This window comes from Glycomyces endophyticus (assembly GCF_039531525.1).
In the GTDB taxonomy this organism is placed as follows: Bacteria; Actinomycetota; Actinomycetes; order Mycobacteriales; family Micromonosporaceae; genus Glycomyces; species Glycomyces endophyticus.
This window is the reverse complement of record NZ_BAAAQF010000003.1, coordinates 66,093-85,237: the sequence shown is the minus strand read 5'-3', so window position 1 is coordinate 85,237 and position 19,145 is coordinate 66,093. Positions and strand designations below refer to the sequence as shown.

18 protein-coding genes are annotated in these 19,145 nt (G+C 73.8%); 11 read left to right on the top strand and 7 right to left on the bottom strand.

What is annotated here, in order from left to right; all coding sequences use genetic code 11:
- Nucleotides 1-42: 42 nt before the first annotated feature.
- On the bottom strand, nucleotides 43-1,410 hold the full coding sequence (locus ABD419_RS03230) for an amidase (RefSeq protein WP_344481657.1): 1,368 nt from the start codon (nucleotides 1,408-1,410) through the stop codon (nucleotides 43-45).
- 51 nt (nucleotides 1,411-1,461) lie between these two features.
- Nucleotides 1,462-2,607 (bottom strand): cystathionine gamma-synthase, encoded by a 1,146-nt coding sequence (locus tag ABD419_RS03225; protein WP_344481656.1) that lies wholly within the window; start codon nucleotides 2,605-2,607, stop codon nucleotides 1,462-1,464.
- Between the two features lie 94 nt (nucleotides 2,608-2,701).
- On the opposite strand from ABD419_RS03225, the gene ABD419_RS03220 reads away from it, so the two are divergent.
- Nucleotides 2,702-2,968 carry a hypothetical protein gene (locus ABD419_RS03220; RefSeq protein ID WP_344481654.1) on the top strand — a complete coding sequence of 89 codons (267 nt, stop codon included), beginning with the start codon at nucleotides 2,702-2,704 and terminating at the stop codon, nucleotides 2,966-2,968.
- Nucleotides 2,969-3,156: 188 nt separating this feature from the next.
- Here the strand turns inward: ABD419_RS03220 and ABD419_RS03215 are convergent, their stop codons facing one another.
- A complete protein-coding gene (locus ABD419_RS03215; protein WP_344481651.1) occupies nucleotides 3,157-3,543 on the bottom strand; it encodes a VOC family protein in 387 nt (128 codons plus the stop codon).
- 65 nt (nucleotides 3,544-3,608) lie between these two features.
- Here ABD419_RS03215 and msrA point away from each other — a divergent pair, with 65 nt between their 5' ends.
- Complete coding sequence (gene msrA / locus ABD419_RS03210; RefSeq protein WP_344481648.1) at nucleotides 3,609-4,208, top strand: peptide-methionine (S)-S-oxide reductase MsrA; 600 nt, start codon at nucleotides 3,609-3,611, stop codon at nucleotides 4,206-4,208.
- Between the two features lie 79 nt (nucleotides 4,209-4,287).
- Nucleotides 4,288-5,463 (top strand): cryptochrome/photolyase family protein, encoded by a 1,176-nt coding sequence (locus ABD419_RS03205; protein WP_344481645.1) that lies wholly within the window; start codon nucleotides 4,288-4,290, stop codon nucleotides 5,461-5,463.
- On the opposite strand, the gene ABD419_RS03200 is transcribed toward ABD419_RS03205, so the two are convergent.
- Nucleotides 5,436-5,939 (bottom strand): MarR family winged helix-turn-helix transcriptional regulator, encoded by a 504-nt coding sequence (locus ABD419_RS03200; RefSeq protein WP_344481642.1) that lies wholly within the window; start codon nucleotides 5,937-5,939, stop codon nucleotides 5,436-5,438. The two genes, ABD419_RS03205 and ABD419_RS03200, sit on opposite strands and share 28 nt — an antisense overlap.
- A 106-nt stretch (nucleotides 5,940-6,045) precedes the next feature.
- On the opposite strand from ABD419_RS03200, the gene ABD419_RS03195 reads away from it, so the two are divergent.
- From ABD419_RS03195 to ABD419_RS03180, 4 genes are all read left to right on the top strand, one after another.
- Nucleotides 6,046-8,136 (top strand): MMPL family transporter, encoded by a 2,091-nt coding sequence (locus ABD419_RS03195; protein WP_344481640.1) that lies wholly within the window; start codon nucleotides 6,046-6,048, stop codon nucleotides 8,134-8,136.
- Between the two features lie 141 nt (nucleotides 8,137-8,277).
- The gene (locus tag ABD419_RS03190; RefSeq protein WP_344481637.1) at nucleotides 8,278-8,523 is read left to right on the top strand and encodes a hypothetical protein; all 246 of its coding nucleotides are present in this window, start codon (nucleotides 8,278-8,280) and stop codon (nucleotides 8,521-8,523) included.
- A 21-nt stretch (nucleotides 8,524-8,544) separates the two neighbouring features.
- Nucleotides 8,545-11,652, top strand: a complete 3,108-nt coding sequence (locus ABD419_RS03185) for a helix-turn-helix transcriptional regulator (RefSeq protein ID WP_344481634.1) — start codon at nucleotides 8,545-8,547, stop codon at nucleotides 11,650-11,652.
- Nucleotides 11,653-11,824: 172 nt separating this feature from the next.
- Entirely contained in the window at nucleotides 11,825-13,354 is a 1,530-nt protein-coding gene (locus ABD419_RS03180) for a multicopper oxidase family protein (protein ID WP_344481632.1), read from the top strand.
- A gap of 79 nt (nucleotides 13,355-13,433) precedes the next feature.
- Here the strand turns inward: ABD419_RS03180 and ABD419_RS03175 are convergent, their stop codons facing one another.
- From ABD419_RS03175 to larB, 3 genes are read right to left on the bottom strand one after another with little or no spacing between them, the layout of a single operon-like run.
- Nucleotides 13,434-13,808, bottom strand: a complete 375-nt coding sequence (locus ABD419_RS03175; protein WP_125248251.1) for a PH domain-containing protein — start codon at nucleotides 13,806-13,808, stop codon at nucleotides 13,434-13,436.
- A 34-nt stretch (nucleotides 13,809-13,842) separates the two neighbouring features.
- A complete protein-coding gene (gene larC / locus ABD419_RS03170; RefSeq protein ID WP_344481630.1) occupies nucleotides 13,843-15,261 on the bottom strand; it encodes a nickel pincer cofactor biosynthesis protein LarC in 1,419 nt (472 codons plus the stop codon).
- Nucleotides 15,258-15,944 carry a nickel pincer cofactor biosynthesis protein LarB gene (gene larB, locus ABD419_RS03165; RefSeq protein WP_344481628.1) on the bottom strand — a complete coding sequence of 229 codons (687 nt, stop codon included), beginning with the start codon at nucleotides 15,942-15,944 and terminating at the stop codon, nucleotides 15,258-15,260. Before larB ends, larC begins: the two co-directional genes overlap by 4 nt.
- Before the next feature lie 189 nt (nucleotides 15,945-16,133).
- On the opposite strand from larB, the gene ABD419_RS03160 reads away from it, so the two are divergent.
- The 4 genes from ABD419_RS03160 to ABD419_RS24950 all read left to right on the top strand — a co-directional run bounded on the left by ABD419_RS03160 (nucleotide 16,134) and on the right by ABD419_RS24950 (nucleotide 19,143).
- Nucleotides 16,134-16,865: a glycerophosphodiester phosphodiesterase gene (locus ABD419_RS03160; protein WP_344481626.1), complete on the top strand. Its 732-nt coding sequence runs from the start codon at nucleotides 16,134-16,136 to the stop codon at nucleotides 16,863-16,865.
- Between the two features lie 114 nt (nucleotides 16,866-16,979).
- On the top strand, nucleotides 16,980-17,381 hold the full coding sequence (locus tag ABD419_RS03155; protein WP_344481624.1) for an ATP-binding protein: 402 nt from the start codon (nucleotides 16,980-16,982) through the stop codon (nucleotides 17,379-17,381).
- A gap of 124 nt (nucleotides 17,382-17,505) precedes the next feature.
- Nucleotides 17,506-18,801, top strand: a complete 1,296-nt coding sequence (locus ABD419_RS03150; RefSeq protein WP_344481621.1) for a glycosyltransferase 87 family protein — start codon at nucleotides 17,506-17,508, stop codon at nucleotides 18,799-18,801.
- 72 nt (nucleotides 18,802-18,873) lie between these two features.
- On the top strand, nucleotides 18,874-19,143 hold the full coding sequence (locus ABD419_RS24950) for a TFIIB-type zinc ribbon-containing protein (RefSeq protein WP_425555903.1): 270 nt from the start codon (nucleotides 18,874-18,876) through the stop codon (nucleotides 19,141-19,143).
- Nucleotides 19,144-19,145 lie beyond the last annotated feature (2 nt).

Sequence of the window (19,145 nt, the reverse complement as noted above, 5' to 3'; positions counted from 1 at the left end):
GGGCCGCGGAGCGGCCCGGCCCGACGCGTCGAGCGTTCTGCGCTAGTCCCAGCTCAGACCGGGCGCGTAGCGCCGCGGCCGCAGCTTGGCGATGAGCTGCGCGGCGATGTCGAAGAGGCGGCCGGTGGACCCGGGCGGGCCGACGAGCTGGACCGTCGCGGGGGCGCCGTCGGAGCGCATGCCGACCGGGACCACGAGCGCGGGCAGCCCGGCGAGGCTGAACGGAGCGGTGAAGGCCGCCGCGGAGGCGAGGTGGGCGACGTTGGCGCGCAGCGGCTCCAGGGACCATTCCTTGGCCGCGGGCGGCGGCCCGGGGAGGCCCGGGGTGATGAGGACGTCGTAGTCCTCCTGGTCGAACCAGTCCTCGAGGTGGCGGCGGATGCGGTTGCCGTCGCCGAGGACGCCGCCGAAGAGGCCCCGCAGGTAGGTCCGCTCGCCCACGGCCACCAGGCGCTTGGTGCGCCGCTGGAGGCCGTCGGGGCCGCACTTGAGGCTGCGGAGGTACGCGGCGCAGGTCCACGCGCCCGAAGACGCGGGGGTGAGGCGCGCGCCGAAGCGGGGCTTGGCGCGGAAGGTGTCGTGGCCGAGGTCGGTGAGGGAGCGGACGGCCTTGAGGAGCCACTTCGTGGCGTCGTCGTCGACCCGGGCGGGGAGCGGGGCGATGTTGGTGGCCGCGATGCGCAGGCGGCCGGGGTCGCCGGTCGTGCGCGGGGCGCGGTGTGTGAGCGCGGCGTACGCGAGCGCCGCGTCGTCCACTGTGGTCGCCATGACGCCGACGTGGCCGCCGAGCCAGTGGTCGGGGTCGGCGTCGATGTCGGCGGGCACGTGCTCGGGGCTGTAGGCGACGATGCCGCAGGCCGCGGCGGCGGTGCGGACGCCGCCGGCGGAGCCGGGGCCGTCGAGGCCGATGCCGATGGGGGCCGCGCCGGTGGCGACCGCGAGGGCGGTGCCGCCGGAGGGGCCGCCGATGCCGCGGTCGGGGCGCCAGGGGTTGGCGGGGACGTTGCCGTCGTCGTCGGTGGCGGGCCAGAGCCCCAGCTCGGAGGAGCGGCCGAAGGCGACGACGACCGCGCCGGCGCCGCGGATGCGCTGCACCGCACGGTGGTCGGTGTCGGCGATGGGGAGGACCGCCGCGTTGGAGCCGAGCCGCGGGGCGTGTCCGGCGACGGGGAGCTGCTCGCAGACCGCGACGGGGACGCCCGCCGCGGGCAGGGAGTCGCGGTTCTCGATCTCGTCGACGGCCGCGGCCTCGGCGAGGGACTCGACCTTGCGGACGCCGGTGATGGCGGCGTCGGCCTCGCGGTGGTCCTCGATGCGGCGCAGATGGTGGTCGACGACGAACGCCGCGTCCGCGTCGCCGCGCCGCACCGCCTTCGCTATCTGCTGCGCGGTGGTTCCCGACCAGCTCACTGATCGTCCTTTCTCGCGGGGGACTGGGGTTTCGACGGGAGGACGATCGGGTCAGCCGAGGGCCTGGCGCAGGTCCGCCAGGAGGTCGTCGGCGTCTTCGATGCCGACCGACAGGCGCACGAGGTCCGCGGGGACCTCGAGGTCGCTGCCGGCGACCGAGGCGTGGGTCATCCGCCCCGGGTGCTCGATGAGGGATTCGACGCCGCCGAGGGACTCCCCGAGCGTGAACACCTCGGTGCGGGCGCACAGGTCGACCGCGGCCTGCTCGCCGTCCTTGTGGCGGAAGGAGACCATGCCGCCGTAGCGCTTCATCTGCTTGCCCGCGACGTCGTGGCCGGGGTGCTCGGCGAGGCCGGGGTAGCGGACCTCGGCGACCTTGGCGTGGCCGGCGAGGAACTCGGCGACGCGTTCGGCGTTGTCGCAGTGGCGGTCCATGCGGACGCCGAGGGTCTTGACGCCGCGCAGGGTGAGGAACGCGTCGAACGGTCCGGCGACGGCGCCCATCGCGTTGTGGTGGAAGGCGATCGAGTCGGCGATCGCGGCGTCGCGGACGACGACCGCGCCGCCGACGACGTCGGAGTGCCCGCCGATGTACTTGGTGGTGGAGTGGACGACGAGGTCCGCGCCGAGCGCGAGCGGCTGCTGGAGGTACGGGCTCGCGAAGGTGTTGTCGACGACGACGAGCGCGCCGTGGCGGTGCGCGAGGTCGGCGATCTGCTCGATGTCGGCGATGTTGAGCAGCGGGTTGGTGGGCGTCTCGATCCACACCATCTTGGTGCCCTCGCTCATGACCGCGGCGAGCGCGGCGAGGTCGGTGACGGGGGCGGCGGTGTAGCGCAGGCCCCAGCGGGACGCGACCTTGTCGAAGAGGCGGAAGGTGCCGCCGTAGGCGTCGTCGGGGATGACGACGTGGTCGCCGGGGGCGAGGAGCGCGCGGAGGATCGCGTCCTCGGCGGCGAGGCCGGACGCGAACGCGAACGCGCGGGTGCCCCCCTCGATCGCGGCCAGGCAGGTCTCCAGCGCCGTCCGGGTCGGGTTGCCCGACCGGGAGTACTCGTAGCCGCTCCGCAGTCCGCCAACGCCGTCCTGCTTGTAGGTGGAGGTCGCGTAGATCGGCGGAACGACCGCTCCCGTAAGCGGATCCGGCTCCGACCCGGCGTGGATGGCGAGTGTGGAAAACCCGTGACCGTCATGCATGCCCCTAAGCTAGCCGACGCGAGTACCACTGGCTATGGATAGGCGCGCTATCGTGCAGACGACACTTACCACTTCATTACTTAGGGGATGCCTCATGGGCTTCGACGAAGTACACAAGATGGACATCACCGGTGACGGCACCGATGACACGGTCGGCGTGCGCCGCAACGCGGACGGGTCGGTCGAGTACCACGTGGACGTGGACGACGACGGCACCGCGGACCTCCTGGCGATCGACACCGACGGCGACGGCGTCATCGACAAGGTGCTCATCGACCAGGACGGCGACGGCAAGTACGACACCGCCGCGGTCGACCTCAACGGCGACGGCAGCATCGACGCCGTGGCAGAGAAGGAATAGCCCCGCAGGACCGGAACGGCCCGGGAGGGCCCGAAGGCCACCAGACTTCGCACCGCGGGCGCCCTGGAGAGGGCGCCCGCGGTCGTGCGTCCGGGCCCCTGGCAGGGGACGGGGCCGTTCCGGCGGACCGGGTCCCGGCCCGCGGCCCGGGGTGACCCGCGGCCCGGCCCGCGGACCGGGTCGGCGGACTACCCGGCAAGCTCGGCGTCGGAGCGCTCGACGCAGAACTCGTTGCCCTCGGGGTCGCGGAGGGTCACCCAGCCGGCGCCGTTCTCCTTGCGGTGGTCCTCGTGGAGGGTCGCGCCGAGGGCGAGCAGGCGCTCGACCTCCTCGTCGCGGGTGCCGGCCGTGGGGGAGAGGTCGAGGTGGAGGCGGTTCTTGACGGACTTCCCCTCGGGGACGTCGATGAAGAGGAGCCCGCCGCGCTCCCCACCGGGGCCGATGTAGTTCTCGTCGTCGTCCGGGGAGTTCGGGAACTCGGGGTTCTCGGTGTAGCCGGTGACCTGCTTCCACCACTGGCAGAGCGTGTAGCCGTCGCGCGAGTCGAAGGTGACCTGGTTGATTCGTGAGACCATCCGCCCACGCTAGCGCCCGCCCGCGACGCGTGGAGGCCGTAGCCCGGTCGTGACAGACTTGCCGGATGACGATCACGCACCCGGTGCTCAAGCACCCCATCGAAGGCACCCCCGGTCCCGGCGCCGAGTTCGCGTACTTCGGCATGGGCTGCTTCTGGGGCGCCGAGCGGCTGTTCTGGCGCGTCCCCGGCGTGTGGACGACCTCCGTCGGGTACATGGGCGGCGAGGCCGAGCGGCCCTCCTACGAGGAGGTCTGCACCGGCATGACCGGCCACGCCGAGGTCGTCAAGGTCGTCTACGACCCCGCGGACGTCGACTACGACGCGCTCCTGAAGGTGTTCTGGGAGCACCACGACCCGACGCAGGGCATGCGGCAGGGCGACGACGTCGGCACCCAGTACCGGTCCGTCATCTACACGACGACACCGGAGCAGCAGGCCGCCGCCGAGTCGAGCAAGGAGGTGTTCGAGCCGGTCGTGCGCGCCGCCGGCCTCGGCCCGATCACCACCGCGATCCGCCCTGCCGGGCCGTACTGGCTCGCCGAGGACTACCACCAAGCTTATTTGCACAAGAATCCGAACGGGTACTGCAACCACGGCCCCAACGGCCTGTCGTGCCCGGTCGGCGTCGCCAAGGCCCAGACCGAGGTCGAGCCGCCGCGCTGACGCGCCTCCCCGCGCCGGGCCCGCGCGGCCGCTAGGCTGCCGGGGCCGCCCGACCGGTCGGCCCGACCTGGGAGCCGCCATGACCCGGACCGCCGTCCTCCTGTTCACGCGCGACCTGCGCGTCCACGACAACCCGGCCCTGGCCGCGGCCTGCGAGGCCGACCGGGTCGTGCCGCTGTACGTCGACGACCCCGGCCGCGCCTCGAACCCGAACCAGCGGGCGTTCCTGCTCGACGCCCTCGACGACCTGCGCGAGTCGCTGCAGGGCCTCGGCGGGGACCTCGTGGTCCGCACCGGCGACACCGCCGAGCAGGTGCAGGCCGTCCGCGCGGCGACCGGCGCCGAGCACGTCGTCTGCGCCTCCGACGCCGGCCGGTTCGCCGCCGGTCTCCTGGAGCGCCTCGAATCCGCGGGCGGGCTCCGCGTCACGCCCGGCCCGGCGGTGGTCGAGCCCGGCCGGCTCCTGCCCAGCGGCGGCGGCGACCACTACAAGGTCTTCACCCCGTACTGGCGCGCCTGGTCGCAGGTCCGGTGGCGCGAGACCGCGCCCGAACCGGACCGGCTCCGCGTCCCCGACCTGCCCGCCTCCGACGAGCTCGCGCCCGCCGAGCCGACCGCGACCGACCTCCCCGCCGGCGGCGAGCGCGCCGGGCTCGCCCGCCTCGACGAGTGGGCGCCCGACTCCGGCGACTACGGCGACCGCCACGACGACCTCGCCGGGGACCGCACCTCGCGCCTCAGCCCCTACCTGGCCCTCGGCTGCCTGTCGGCGCGCGAGGTCGCCGCCGACCCGCGCGTGAGCGAGGACTTCGTGCGGCAGATGTGCTGGCGCGACTTCCACCTCCAGGTCCTCGCCGCGTTCCCGGCGCTCGCCGACACCGCGTACCGCAACGGCGGCAACGACGTTTGGGAGGCCGACCTGACGGCCCTGGAGGCGTGGAAGACCGCCTCGACCGGGATCGACATCGTCGACGCCGGGATGCGCCAGCTCCACGCCGAGGGCTGGATGCACAACCGGGCCCGCCTCATCACCGCCGGATACCTGGTCAAGACCCTCGGCCTCGACTGGCGCGACGGCGAGGCCCACTTCGCCGCCCACCTGGTCGACTACGACGAGGCGAACAACGCGGGGAACTGGCAGTGGACCGCCGGGACCGGGAACGACACGCGCCCGAACCGCGGCTTCAACCACGAGCGGCAGGCCGGCCGCTTCGATCCCGAAGGGGCCTACCGGGACCGCTGGTCGCGGACCTGATCCGCGGCCTCGGCGCTGACGGCCTTCATCGTCTCGGTGCTCACCTGCAGGAACCGGGCCACGACCTCCCGCTCCTCCGGCGTGAACCCGGCCCACGACTGCGCGAACGCCATCGCGAGCGGCGTGAACAGGTGCCGGTTCGCCTCCACGGCCGCCGCGGGCACCTCCAGGGCCACGCGGCGCCGGTCCCCCGCGGGCCGGGCGCGCTCGACGTGCCCGAGCGCTTCGAGGCGGTCGATGAGCGCCGTCGTCGCCGACGGGCTCAGCCGGAGCTCCTTCGCGAGCGAGGAGGGCGAGAGGGGGACGCCGAGGCGGGCGGACTCCATGATGAGCGCCAGCGCGTTGACGTCGGTGCGGTGCAGGCCGTGCTTGGCGCCGAAGCGCTCGGCGTACCGGTCCGACTCGACGGTGAGGTTCTGGAGCAGCCGCGACAGGTCCCTGTCGGTCGGTCCGCCACCGTCGGTGTCGCGGGTCATACGCGCCGTCCTATCCGTGTCCGTGGTCGCATTGCAGTCTACTATTTCGATCATCGAATTATCCGTCGATGGAATCACCGACCCGTCGCGACGCGAGGAGACCCGCATGGCCCCCGAACGACCGCAACCCGTCCGCCGACTGCGCTGGCTCGTCCCAGCGCTCCTGGCCCTCGCCTGGCTCGCCCTCGGCTCCTTCGCGGGGCCGTTCGCCGGGAAGCTCAGCGAGGTCGCCAGCAACGACGGCTCCGCCTTCCTGCCGTCCTCGGCCGAGTCCACCGAGGTCGGCGAGCTCCGCGCGGCCTTCGACGACACCGAGGCCACGCCCGCGATCATCGTCGCCGAACGTACCGGGGGCCTGAACGAGGCCGACCTCGCCTACCTCGAGACCGCGAGCGCGGCCCTCGCCGAGCTGGAGTTCAACGCCGGCCCGCCGATCCCGCCGCAGCTCTCCGACGAGACCCCGCCCGAGGCCGCGCAGCTCGTCGTCCTCATCGACGAGGGCGCCGAGGAGTCCGACGCCGTCGCCGAGATCCGCTCGGTCCTCGACGAGGGCCGCCCCGACGGGCTCGAAGTCCTCGTCACCGGCCAGGCCGCGCTCGGCGCGGACCTCGGGGAGGCCTTCGCGGGGGTCGACGGGCTCCTCCTGCTCGTGGCCGCCGCCGTCGTGGCCGTGATCCTCGTGCTCGTCTACCGCTCCCCGCTCCTGCCGATCCTGGTGCTGCTGTCCTGCGGGTTCGCGCTCGCGGCCGCCAGCGCCGCCGTCTACGTGCTCGCCGACCGGGGCGTCATCGACCTGAACGGCCAGAGCCAGGGCATCCTGTTCATCCTCGTCTTCGGCGCCGCCACCGACTACGCGCTGCTGCTGGTGGCCCGGTTCCGCGAGGAGCTCGACGCCGGCGCCGACCGCTTCACGGCGGTCCGCAAGGCCCTGCGCGCGACGATCGAGCCGATCGCCGCGTCCGCGGGCACCGTCATCCTCGGCGTGCTGTGCCTGCTGTTCAGCCAGCTGGAGTCGAACCGCGGCCTGGGCCCGGTGGCGGCCATCGGGATCGGCGCGGCGTTCCTCGCCGCGGTCACGTTCCTGCCGGCGGTCCTGGCGATCTTCGGCAAGGCGGCGTTCTGGCCGCGCCGGATCGGCAGGACCTCCGGGCCGCGGCGCTCGCGCCTGTGGTCGAACGTCGCGGGCCTGGTCGCCCGCCGCCCCCGCGTCGTGTGGGCGACGACGGCCGCGGGCCTGGTGGTCGCGGCCGCGTTCATGGTGCAGCTCAAGGCGGACGGCACCGCGCAGACCGAGGTGTTCCTCACCGACGTCGACTCGGTGGCGGGCCAGGAGATCCTCGCGGAGCACTTCCCCGGCGGCTCGGGCGCGCCCGCGGTGATCATCGCGAACGAGACGGCCCTGGACGAGGTCCTCGCGGCCGCCGAGGTCGACGGCGTCGCCGAGGTCGCGGCCACGGTGGACGAGACCGGGCAGGTCAGGGTCGCCGACGGCCTGGTGGAGATCGAGGCGGTCCTGGAGGACGCGCCGGACTCCGACGCGGCCGTCGCCACCGTCGAGCGCCTCCGCGAGGCCGTGCACGCCGCCGACGGCGCCGACGCGCTCGTGGGCGGGCCGACCGCGATCCAGCTCGACACCCTGGAGACCTCCGAGCGCGACCGCGCGGTCATCATCCCGATCGTCCTCGCGGTGATCCTGCTGGTGCTCATGCTCCTGCTGCGGTCCATCGTGGCGCCGCTGCTGCTGACGGCCACCGTGGTGCTCTCCTTCGGTGCGACCATGGGCGTCTCGGCGCTGGTGTTCAACCACCTCTTCGGGTTCCCCGGGGCCGACCCCACGGTCGTCCTCTTCGGATTCGTGTTCCTGGTGGCCCTGGGGATCGACTACAACATCTTCCTCATGACGCGCGTCCGCGAGGAGTCCGCGAAGCTCGGCACGAAGGCCGGGACGCTGCGGGGCCTGGTCGCCACCGGCGGGGTCATCACCTCGGCGGGCGTGGTCCTGGCGGCGACGTTCTCGGCGCTCGCGGTCCTGCCGATCCTGTTCCTGGCGCAGATCGCGTTCGTCGTCGCGTTCGGGGTGCTCCTCGACACGGTCATCGTCCGGTCCCTGCTGGTCCCGGCGCTCACCGTCGACATCGGGAAGGCCGTCTGGTGGCCGTCGCGGCTCGCCAGGGTAAGGCCCCTCGGCCGAAAGTAAGGGGTGCGCAGGCGCTGAGGCCCGGAACTGAGGCGGGTAAGGGCGACCGCGACGCGGACGCCCGATGCCCGACCCCGGGCCTCAGCACCAGTATTGGTGTCAAGGCCGGAGACGCCGGCCAGCGACACCGAAGGAACGAAGATGAACGACTTCGATCTGCACTACCTCCACTACGCCCGCTCCGAGGAGCTCCGCAAGGACGCCGAGAACGAGCGCCAGGCCCGCCGCCTCCTCAAGGCGGCGAAGGAGACCCGCCGCGCCGGGTCGCACGTCCGGCACGCCGGCGTCGCCGACCGCGTCGCCCGGGCCCTGGGCCTGCGCCACGACCAGGAGCACCGCGAGGAGGCCGCCGCCTCCCGCGAAAACAGCCGGACCGCCGTGTCTTAAGGGCGTGTCATGATTGCAGACATGCCGCGCCTAGGTTCCGACCTCCCGCTCTTCGCCCGCGACGCCGAACTCGGCGCCCTGCGCGACGCGCTCGACGCCGCGACGACGGGACGACCGGCGACGGTCCTGGTCTCGGGGGACGCCGGGGTCGGCAAGACCCGGCTCCTCCACGAATTCAACGACAACGCCGGTGACGGTGTCCTCACCGTCACCGGCCACTGCCTCGACACGGCCGACTCGGCCCTCCCCTACCTCCCCTTCGCCGAGATCGTCGGCGCCCTCGCCCGCGAGCAGCCCGAGCTCGCGACCGCCCACCCCGGCCTCCGCCCGCTCCTCCCCGGCCACCCCGGCACGGCCGAAGGGGACCTCGGGCGGCTCGGCCTCTTCGAGGCGTTCCACGCCGCGCTCGCCGACCTCGCGGCCGACCGCACCGTCGTCGTCACCCTCGAAGACCTCCACTGGGCCGACCGCTCCAGCCGCGACCTCCTCGCGTTCCTCACCTCGCGCCTCACCGACCAGCGCCTCCTCATCCTCGGCTCCTACCGCGCCGACGCCGTCCACCGCGGCCACCCCCTGCGCCCGCTCCTGTCCGAGCTCGTGCGCCTCCCCGCGGTCCAGCGCCTCCAGATCGACCCGTTCGACGCCCAGCACGCCGCCGACTTCGTGCGCGAGCTCAATACCGGCCTCGACGAGGTGTCCGTCGCCAAGATCGCCGCGGCCTCCGAGGGCAACGCGTTCCTCGCCGAGGAGCTCGCCGCCGCCGAGACCCACACCGTCACGTTCGAACTCGCCGAGGTCCTCCTCTCCCGCCTCGAACGCCTCCCCGACGCCGCCCGCGACGTGGTCCGCCTCGCCTCCGTCCTCGGCCGCCGCTTCACCTACCGGCGCCTGAACGCCGCCGCCTGGTCGATGCTCGACGAGACCGGCCTGCGCCACGAGCGCGAGCTCGACGAGGCCCTGCGCGCCGCCATCTCGCACGGCATCATCGCGCAGAAGAGCCCCGACACGTACGCGTTCCGCCACGCCCTCCTCGGCGAGGCCGTCTACTCCGACCTCCTTCCCGGCGAACGCATCCGGTACCACCAGAAGATCGCCGAGTCCCTCGCCGGCGACAGCGGCAAGGGCGCCGAGGCCGAGCTCGCCCACCACGCCTACGAGTCCGGCGACCTGCGCTGCGCCCTCGCCGCGTCGGTGCGCGCCGCCGACGAGGCCGTCGAGCTCGCCGCGCCCGCCGAGGCCCTCCTCCACATCGAGCGGGCCCTCGCCCTCCTCGAGCGCGTCCCCGCCGCCCAGCGTCCCCAGGGCGTCACCGAACTGCGCCTGACCACCCGGGCCGCCGCCAACGCGGAGGCCTCCGGCGAGGTCAAGCGCGCCCAGACGTACTCCGCCGCGGCCGTCCGCCTCGCCGACGACTCCGGCGACCGCATCCTCGGCGCCTCCACCCGCCGCAAGTACGCCAAGCACCTCCTCACCATCGAGGGCGACGAGGCCGAGGCGCATCGGGTCGCCTGGGAGGCATGGGAACTCGTCAAGGACGAGGAGCCCCGCTCGGTGAAGGCGTGGGCGCAGGCCGTCGTCGCCCGCACCGTCTACTCCAACCGCCGCCACGCCGACGCCGCCGCCTGGACCGCCGCGGCCATCGCCACCGCCGACGCCGTCATCGGCGCCGAGGCCGCCGACCTCGACGAGGTGTGCGCGGCCCGCGCCGCCAAGGCCGACGCGATCCTCACCGACAGCGTCGCCTCGTTCCGCCGCGGCGAACTCACCGTCGAGGAATCCATCGCCCGCAACGACGAGGCCCTCGACCTCCTCCGCGGCCTCGACTGGCACGAGGTGGAGCTGCGCGCCCACTTCAACAACGGGCTCGCCCTCATCGAGGTCTCCCGCGTCACCGAGGCCCTCGCGCACTTCGACCGCGGCATGGAGCGCGGCCGCCGCACCGGCGACACGTGGAGCGCCTTCGGCCTGGAGATCGCCGTCCGCCAGGTCATCTGCAACTACATGCTCGGCCGCTGGGGCGCCGTCGACGCGAACGGCGAGATGGCCTCCAGCGTCCTCCCCGGCGTCGTCCTCACCCGCCTCGCCGCCGCCGTCCTCCTCGTCGACGTCGCCCGCGGCCGCTTCGAGGCCGCCGACCGCCGCCTCGACTACCTCGCCGACCGGTGGCAGATCGACGGCCAGGTCCTCGCCCTCGCCACCCTCTGCGGCGCCGAGCTCGACCGCTGGCGCCACCGGCCCGCCGACGCGGTCCGCCGCGTCGAGCGCGCCGCCGAGTGGATGACCCGCATGAAGGGCTACTACCTCGCGGGCGTCTCCGTCTGCGCCGCCGGCGTCGGCGCCGCCGCCGACCTCGCCCACACCCTCCGCCGCGACGGCGACACCACCGGCGCCAAGGACGCCGTCGCCGCCGGCGAGCGCCTCGCCGAACGCGGCCGCTACTTCCTGGAGCACGGCCAGCCCCTCTCGGGCACGCTCGGCCCCGAAGGCGTCGCCTGGGCCGCCCAGCTCGACGCCGAGGCCTCCCGCCTCTACGGCGACGGCGACCCCGCCCTGTGGCAGGCCGCCGCCGACGCCTTCGACTACCGCACCGCCCCCGGCACCGAAGGCGCCCGACCGGAGACCGCCGACGCCCCCGAGGCCGGCGGGCTCACCGACCCGCTCGCCGCCGACCCCTTCGCCCCCGCCGAGACCCGCGAGCGCACGACCGGACCGGCCCGGGACTGGGCCGAGCCGTACCGGCAGGCGTACGCGCGCTGGCGCCTCGCCGAGGCCCTGCTCGCCGCCCCGGGCGCCGACTCCCGGCTCAAGGCCGCCGAGACGCTCCTCGCCGCGAAGCGCACCGCGACCGAGCTCGGCGCGGAGCCGCTGCGCAAGGAGCTGTGCGCCCTCGCCGAGCGGGCCCGCCTCGACACGGCGATGCCGACGTCGACGCCGCTGACGCCCCGGGAGCTCGCGGTGCTGCGCCTGGTCGCGCGGGGCCTCACGAACCGCCAGATCGGCGCGGAGCTGTTCATCTCGGAGAAGACCGTCAGCGTGCACCTGTCGCGGGCCATGGCGAAGCTCGAGGTCGCGGGCCGCGCGGCCGCGGTGAACGCCGCCCACCTCCGCGGCTACCTCGCCGAGGCTTAAGGCCTGTCCCAGCGCCCCTGCGGATCCCGCCGGGGCCGCCCGCCGGAGTACGCCCGTCCCCCGCACCGATACCCGGGGTTGACGCCGGGCCGCCGCGTAGCCCGCTGGGTGTACGCGCATTGCCCTCTCCGGCCCGATGCGCGGGCCCCTCCGCGCCGCGAACATTGCGTTCATGAAGCGGCGTAAAGCACTGAAGTGGACCCTCATCGGTGTCGGCGGCGGCGTGGGCGCGATCGTGCTCGGCGGCGCCGGGACCGTCGGCGTCATGTGGGCCAACGCGAAGCTCGACACCTCCGGGAAGGTCGACTTCGACACCCCTCTCGCGATCCCCCCGATCGCCGAGTCGACCCCCGACCCCTCCGGCGCCCGCGTGTTCGACCTGGAGGTCAAGTCCGGCACCACCGTGTTCGAAGCGGGCCGCGAGACGGCGACCTGGGGGATCAACGGGAACTTCCTCGGCCCGACCATCCGCGCCAGGCGCGGCGAGGAGGTCGCGTTCTCGGTGTACAACGGCCTGGACGAGGGCACCTCGATCCACTGGCACGGCATGCACCTGCCCGCGGTCATGGACGGCGGCCCGCACCAGGAGGTCGAGCCCGGCGGCGACTGGACCCCGCAGTGGACGCTGAACCAGCCCGCGGCGACCCTCTGGTACCACCCGCACCCGCACGGGCGCACCGCCGACCATGTGTACCGGGGCCTCGCCGGGATGTTCATCGTCGACGACGAGGAGTCCGACGCCCTGCCCCTGCCGAAGACCTACGGCGTGGACGACCTCCCCATGATCGTCCAGGACCGGAACCTGGACGACGACGGCCAGTTCGAGGGCGGCGGCTCGATCATGAGCATGCAGGGCATCCTCGGCGACCGGATCATGGTCAACGGCACCCTCGGCCCGTACGTCGACGTCGCCACCCGCCTCGTGCGCCTGCGCCTGCTCAACGGCTCCGTCTCGCGCCTGTACAACTTCGGGTTCGCCGACGACCGCCTGTTCCAGGTCATCGCCACCGACGGCGGCCTGCTCCCGCAGGCCTGGGAGACCGACCGGCTGCAGCTCTCCCCGGGCGAGCGCGCCGAGATCGTGGTCGCCTTCGAGCCCGGCGAGACCGCCGTCCTGCGCTCCCACCCGGCCGACGAGGGCTACACGGGCCCGCTCGGCCGCGTCAACGGCGCCGACGACCTGCTCGACGTCTGCGAGTTCCGCGCCGCGGCCGCGCTCACCGACGAGACCTCGGTGCCGGCCGCCATGGGGACCGCGCCCGACCTCGACCCGGCCGACGCCGCCGAGGAGCGCTCGTTCTCCCTCGCGGGCTTCAACCAGATCAACGGCGAGGCGATGGACTTGCAGCGCATCGACTTCGGGGTGCGCGAGGGCACCGTGGAGCTGTGGGAGGTGAGCAACGCCGACGGGTACATGCACAACTTCCACGTGCACGACGTCCAGTTCCAGGTCGTCTCGGTCGACGGCGCCGAGCCGCCGGAGCGCCTGCGCGGCTGGAAGGACACCGTCCAGCTCGTGCCGCAGCGGAAGTACCTGCTGGCCATGCGGTTCGCCGACTACACCGACCCCGACCTGCCGTACATGTACCACTGCCACATCCTCGCCCACGAGGACTCGGGGATGATGGGCCAGTTCGTGGTCCTCGGCGAGGGCGAGGAGATCGGCGCGGTCCCCGCGGGCGCCGCCCACGGCGGCCACTGAGAGCCGGGCGGCGCCGGACCCCCTCCACCGCAGGCACCGCGGGGAGCGGTCCGGCGCCGCTCTCGCGGCGCCGCGGGCCCTACAGGGAGCTGGCGGCGATGTGCTTGGCGATGGCGGGCAGGTCCACGTTCTCCTTGAACTCGAACCGGACCTTGCCGAGGCCCGAGAACCACAGGTCGAGCTCGCCGTCGTTGTCGGCGAGGCCGTCGGTCTCGATGGAGAAGGCCTGGATCTTGTTGAAGGGCAGGGACGCGTAGTCCTTCTTGCGGCCGGTGATGCCCTGGACGTTGACGGCGATGACGCGCTTGTTCGTGAACACGATGAAGTCGCGGACGCCTTCGTAGGTCAGGACGACCTCCTCGCCGTCGACCAGCAGGGGCTGGACCTCGTCGCGGAAGCCGGGGTCGTCGGACTGCTTGAGCTTGAAAACCGAGCCATTTTCGAAATCGATCATGCGGGCAGGATATAGCCTCCGGCCCACGGGTGCGTCAACGCGGATACTCCTGCGCCGCAAGGGCCGTGGCCTGCGCTACGACCACTTTGAGGGGGCGGCCGAGGGCGGCGGCCGCGGCGGCCGCGTCCTCGTACTCGACTGAGGCGTTGACGATCTCGCCGTGCTCGAGCGCGATCTTCACGCCGATCGCGTGACCGTCCACATCGACCTGCGCGTACCGGCGCTCCAGCGCGTACTTGTCGATCTCGTAGGAGCGCATGCCGATCGTGGTGGTGTGCCGCACCAGCGCCGAGCGCACCGCGCCGACCATCTCGGCCCGGCAGAGCACGTGCACCGTGTGGGCCGGGCGGCCCTTCTTCATGAGGATCGGCGTCAGCCACGCGTCCGACGCGCCCGCCTCCAGCAGCGCCGCCAGTGCCGCCGGCCACAGGCGCGGGTCCAGGTCGTCCACGTTCGTCTCGATGACGACCGGTCGGCCCTCCTGGCGCGCAAGGGTGTCGGAGGCCGGGCCGGTGTGGGGGTGGTCGTGAGGGGCGTGTTCGTGCGGGGCGTCGTGGTGGTGCTCGTGCGCGCTGTCGGGGCCGTGCCCGTGACCCGCATCGCCGTGGTGGTGGCCGTGGCCGTGGTGGTGCGCCTGTTCGGCGCCGTGCGCTCGGTCCCCGTGGTGGTCGTGGCCGTGCGCCGCCTCCGCGGTGCTCGCGCGATGGGCGTGCCCCGTGCGCCGGGGCGGCGCGACCTCGCGGCCGATGACGAGGCGCAGCAGGTTCGCGCGCTCCTGCGGGTCGCGCCCGCCCGCGCCGACGCCGACGCGCTCCACGATCATCTCCGGCAGCGGCCCGTACGCCGAGGCGGCGGCCGCGACGATCGCCGCGCCGGTCGGGGTGCACGCCTCGTACGGCACCGCGCCGACGACCGGCGCGCCCGCGTCGGCGAGGACCCGGAGCACCGCCGGGGCGGGCAGCGGGATCGATCCGTGCGAGCCGCGCGTGGTGCCGCCCCCGACGGTCACCGTCGAGGCGGTCAGCGCCGTGATCCCGAGCGACGCGAGCCCCGCGGCCGCGCCCACGATGTCGGCGATCGAGTCGAGCGCGCCCACCTCGTGGAAGTGCACCTCCTCCTCGGGGATGCCGTGCGCCGCGGCCTCGGCCGCCGCCAGGCGCGCGAAGGCGCCCAGCGCGATCGCGCGGGCCGCCTCGTCGAGGTCGGCGGCCTCCAGCATCGCCCGGATCGAGCGCCAGCGCCGGTCGTTCGCCGTCTGGGGGACCTCCACGTCGACCTTCGTCCCGGCGAGCCCGTGCCGGGCGACGGGCTTGGCGTGCAAGCGGATCGGCTCGGTCCCGAGCGCGTCCACCGCCGCCTGCACGAGCTCCAGCGGGACCCCGGCGTCGACGAGGGCGCCGAGCATCATGTCGCCGCTGGCGCCGGCCGAGCAGTCGAGCCAGGCGATCGTCATCGTGCCGCTTTCACGTTGAGGATGCGGGCCGCGGCCATCGCCGCGCCGAACCCGTTGTCGATGTTCACCACGGTCACCCCCGGCGAGCAGGAGTTCAGCATCGTCAGCAGCGGCGCGAGCCCGCCGAACGCGGCCCCGTACCCGACCGACGTCGGCACCGCGATCACCGGCGCCGAGACGAGCCCGGCGACGACGCTCGGCAGCGCCCCGTCCATGCCGGCCACCACGATCACGCACACCGCCTCGCGCAGCTCGGGCAGCTTGTCGAGGAGCCGGTGGAGCCCGGCCACGCCCACGTCGGCGATCAGCCGGGCGTCGAGCCCGTTCGCGCGCGCGGTGATCTCCGCCTCGTGCGCGACCGGCAGGTCCGAGGTCCCCGCGCACACGACCGCGAGCGGCCCGGCCTCCGCCGGCGGGAACCCGCCGACGGCGCACACCCCCGCCTCGACCAGCACGTCCTCGCCGAACGCCTCGCGCACGGCCGCCTCGCACGCCGCGTCGCAGCGCGTCGCCACGGCCACGCGCCCCGGGTGCGCCTCGCGCAGGGCCGCGAGCGCGCCCACGACCTGCGCCGGGGTCTTCCCCGCCGCGTACACGGCCTCGGCCGTCCCCGTCCGGGCCGGCCGCCCGACGTCGATCTTCGCCCACCCCAGGTCGCGGTAGGCACCCTCCTCGTACTGCACGCCCCCATCCTCCCCCGCAGGCCTCACCCGCCGCCACCCGAACCACCCGCGGCCGCCCCGTCCCGACGCCCGCGGGCCCGCCCGCGGACACCGCCGGTTCACTGGAAACCGGACGCGTTCACCGCCGCCACGCGAACCGGACACCGCAGGGCGGCACGGCCGTCGCCCCCAGCGTCTATCGTTCAAAGGGTGTCCCAGCCGCTGATCGCCGCCCACCGCGGCGCGAACGAGTTCCTCCCCGAGCACTCCATCGCCGCGTTCCGGCAGGCCATCGTCGAGGGCGCCGACGCCTTCGAGTTCGACATCCGCCTCACCGCCGACGGCCAGCTCGTCCTCCACCACGACCGCACGGTCAAGCGCACCTCCGACGGCAAAGGCGCCGTGGCAGAGCTCACACTCGCTCAGTTGCGGGAGTTCAACTTCGCGCACGAGTTCCCCGACTGCGCCGGCAACCCCGAGGCCGAGCGCATCCCCACCATCGAGGACCTCTTCGAACTCGTCATCGACTCCGGCAAGGACATCAAGCTCCTCATCGAGGCCAAGCACCCCTGCAAGTTCGGGCCCCGCCTCGAGATGCGGCTGTGGGAGACGCTCCGCCGCTGGCCCGGCCTTGACGCGACGGTCATGTCGTTCTCGCGCGCCGCGCTCAAGACCTGGCGCGGCCTGGACTCCGACACGCCGCTGGTGTGGATCTTCGAGTACCCGTTCCGCAAGCCCCCGGAGGGCGTGCAGATCCTCAGCTCCCGCGTCGACTACGTCGATTCGACCCCCGAATTCGTCGAACGCAGCCACGAGGCGGGGTACGAGGTGTACACCTGGACCGTCAACGACGCGGACACCGCGCACCGCATGGCGGGTCTGGAGGTCGACCTGATCTTCACCGACCGGCCCGCGGCCATGCGGCAGACCCTTACGGGGTGAAAGCCGCGTCTCGGGACGGACTCCGCGTGCGACGGTAATGCTGGCGTCGGGGCATCGGAAAAGGTAGGTTGCTGTATAGCTCCGACCGGCACCGAGGAAGGAAGGGGACCCGCGATGCCAGCTGCGACACCGGCGCCAGAGCGGCTGCGCGTTCCCCACCAGTCCGGGGCGCCCGGCCAGGTCCGGCGATGGCTGCGCGAGGCGCTCCCCGACCTGCCCGACGAGGCCCGCGACGACCTCCTGGTGTGCGCGACCGAGCTCGTCTCGAACGCGGTCCGCCACGCCCGCCCGCTCCCCGGCAACGAGGTGTGCGTCGTCTACACGCTCGGCCCCGCCGACGTGGAGGTCCGCGTCATCGACGGCGGCTCCCGCACCCACCCGCACGTCTGCTCGGTCAACCTCGACTCCGCCCACGGACGCGGCATGTTCATAGTGTCCAAACTGTCCACCGACTGGGGCGTCCGCACGCTCGGCGACGGCACCCAGGAGGTCTGGGCCCGCATCCCCTTCCGCTAGACCGCGCCGACCGGATGTCGGACCCCTTTGGCGCCCTTCAGAACCGGGGGCCCGGGATTCCCGCGCCGCCGGGGCCGCCGCCTGCCGCCACGCGGGACTCGCCCCGTCCCCGTACCCTGGTCGGGTGTCGAACCGTCCGCTTCTGATCGACCTCGCCTTCTACGCCGCGGCCGCGCTCTTCGCGGGCGCCACCGCGCTGTGGACCGTGCTCGAACCGCACTCGCAGTGGGGCGCGATCGCGTTCGGCGGCTACCTGCCCGCCGCGATCTGCGTCGCCGTGCTGCTCACCCAGCCGGGCGCGGTGTGGCGCGGGCGGGCGCTCGTGGCCGCCGGGACGGCCGTCGCCGTGACCGCGATGCCCTTGGCGTTCATGGCGGTCGACCGCGCGAGCGGCGTCACCGGCCGCGCCCAGGAGGAGGTCCTCGTCGTCGAGTCCTCCGGCGCGCGCCTCCTCGACACCGGCAGCCCCTACCTGCGCGCCGACGCGATCGCCGCGCTCCCCGAGCCGCTCCTCGGCTACAACCCGTACCAGCCGGGCATGGCCGTGTTCGGCCTCCCCGCGGCCGCGTTCGGCGAGCACTGGTGGACCGACGCGCGCGTCTGGTTCCTCCTCGCCGCCGCCGCGTGCGCCGCCGCGGCCGTGAACCTGCTGCGCCGCCGCCCCGGCGACGTCCTCGGCGCCGGCAAGGGCCCGCTGCTGCGCGCCTTCCAGGCCACGTTCGTGTTCCCCGTGTGCGCCTTGACGTTCGCGACCGGCGGCGACGACATGCCCGTCGTCGCCCTCATCGTCCTCGCGCTCGCGTTCGCCCACCGCGACCGCCCGCTCGCGGCCGGCCTCGCGGTCGGCGCCGCCGCGGCGCTCAAGCTCTTCGCGTGGCCCGCCGCGGTCGTCGTCGGCGTACTGCTGTGGCGCGGCGGCGGCCTGCGCCGCTACCTCGGCGGGTTCGCGCTGCCCGTCGCGGCCACGATGGTGCCGGTCCTGCTGCTCGACGCCCGCGGGTTCTTCGACAACGTCGTCGCGTTCGGCCTCGGCCACGGCGTCGTCACCTCGCCCGCGCAGTCGCCGCTGCCGGGGTTCCTCATCGCGAACCACGTGCCCGGCGGCGAGCTCATCGCGCCCGCGCTCCTCGGGCTCGCGGCGCTCGTCATCGCGGCGCTGCTGTGGACGCGGCCCCCGGCGTCGGCCGCGTCGGCGGCCCTGTGGTGCGCCGCGGGCCTGTCGACCGCGTTCCTGCTCATGCCCTCGACGCGCTTCGGGTACCTCCTGTACCCGGTCGTGCTCCTCGGCTGGTGGCTGCCGCTGCGCGACGCGATCGCGGGCGCGCCCACGCTGTTCGCGGGGATCGGGAGCGAGGCGGTCGACGAACTGGAGCACGAGACCGGACCCGGCCCGTCCCTCGCCGTCGAGTGGTGGCGCTGACGACCGGTCCCGACCGGCGGTGGCGCTGAACGGATCTCGCGCCGCGGGCCCGCGGTGTGTACCGTGACCGGTATGCACCTCACCTGCCCCAAGTGCGCTGCGGCCATGCACCAGTACGAGCGCAACGGCATCGTCGTCGACCAGTGCTCGGCCTGCCGCGCGGTGCTCCTGGACCGCGGCGAGCTCGAGCACCTCATCGACACCGAGAAGTGGGTCAACAACATCCGCCCCGGCGCCCCGGCCGGGCCGATGCCCGGGTACGCCGCGGCGGAGCCGGACACCGCCGACACCGTGCGGATCAAGGAGCGGCGGACGCTCCTCCAGATCCTCTTCGGCGACTGAAC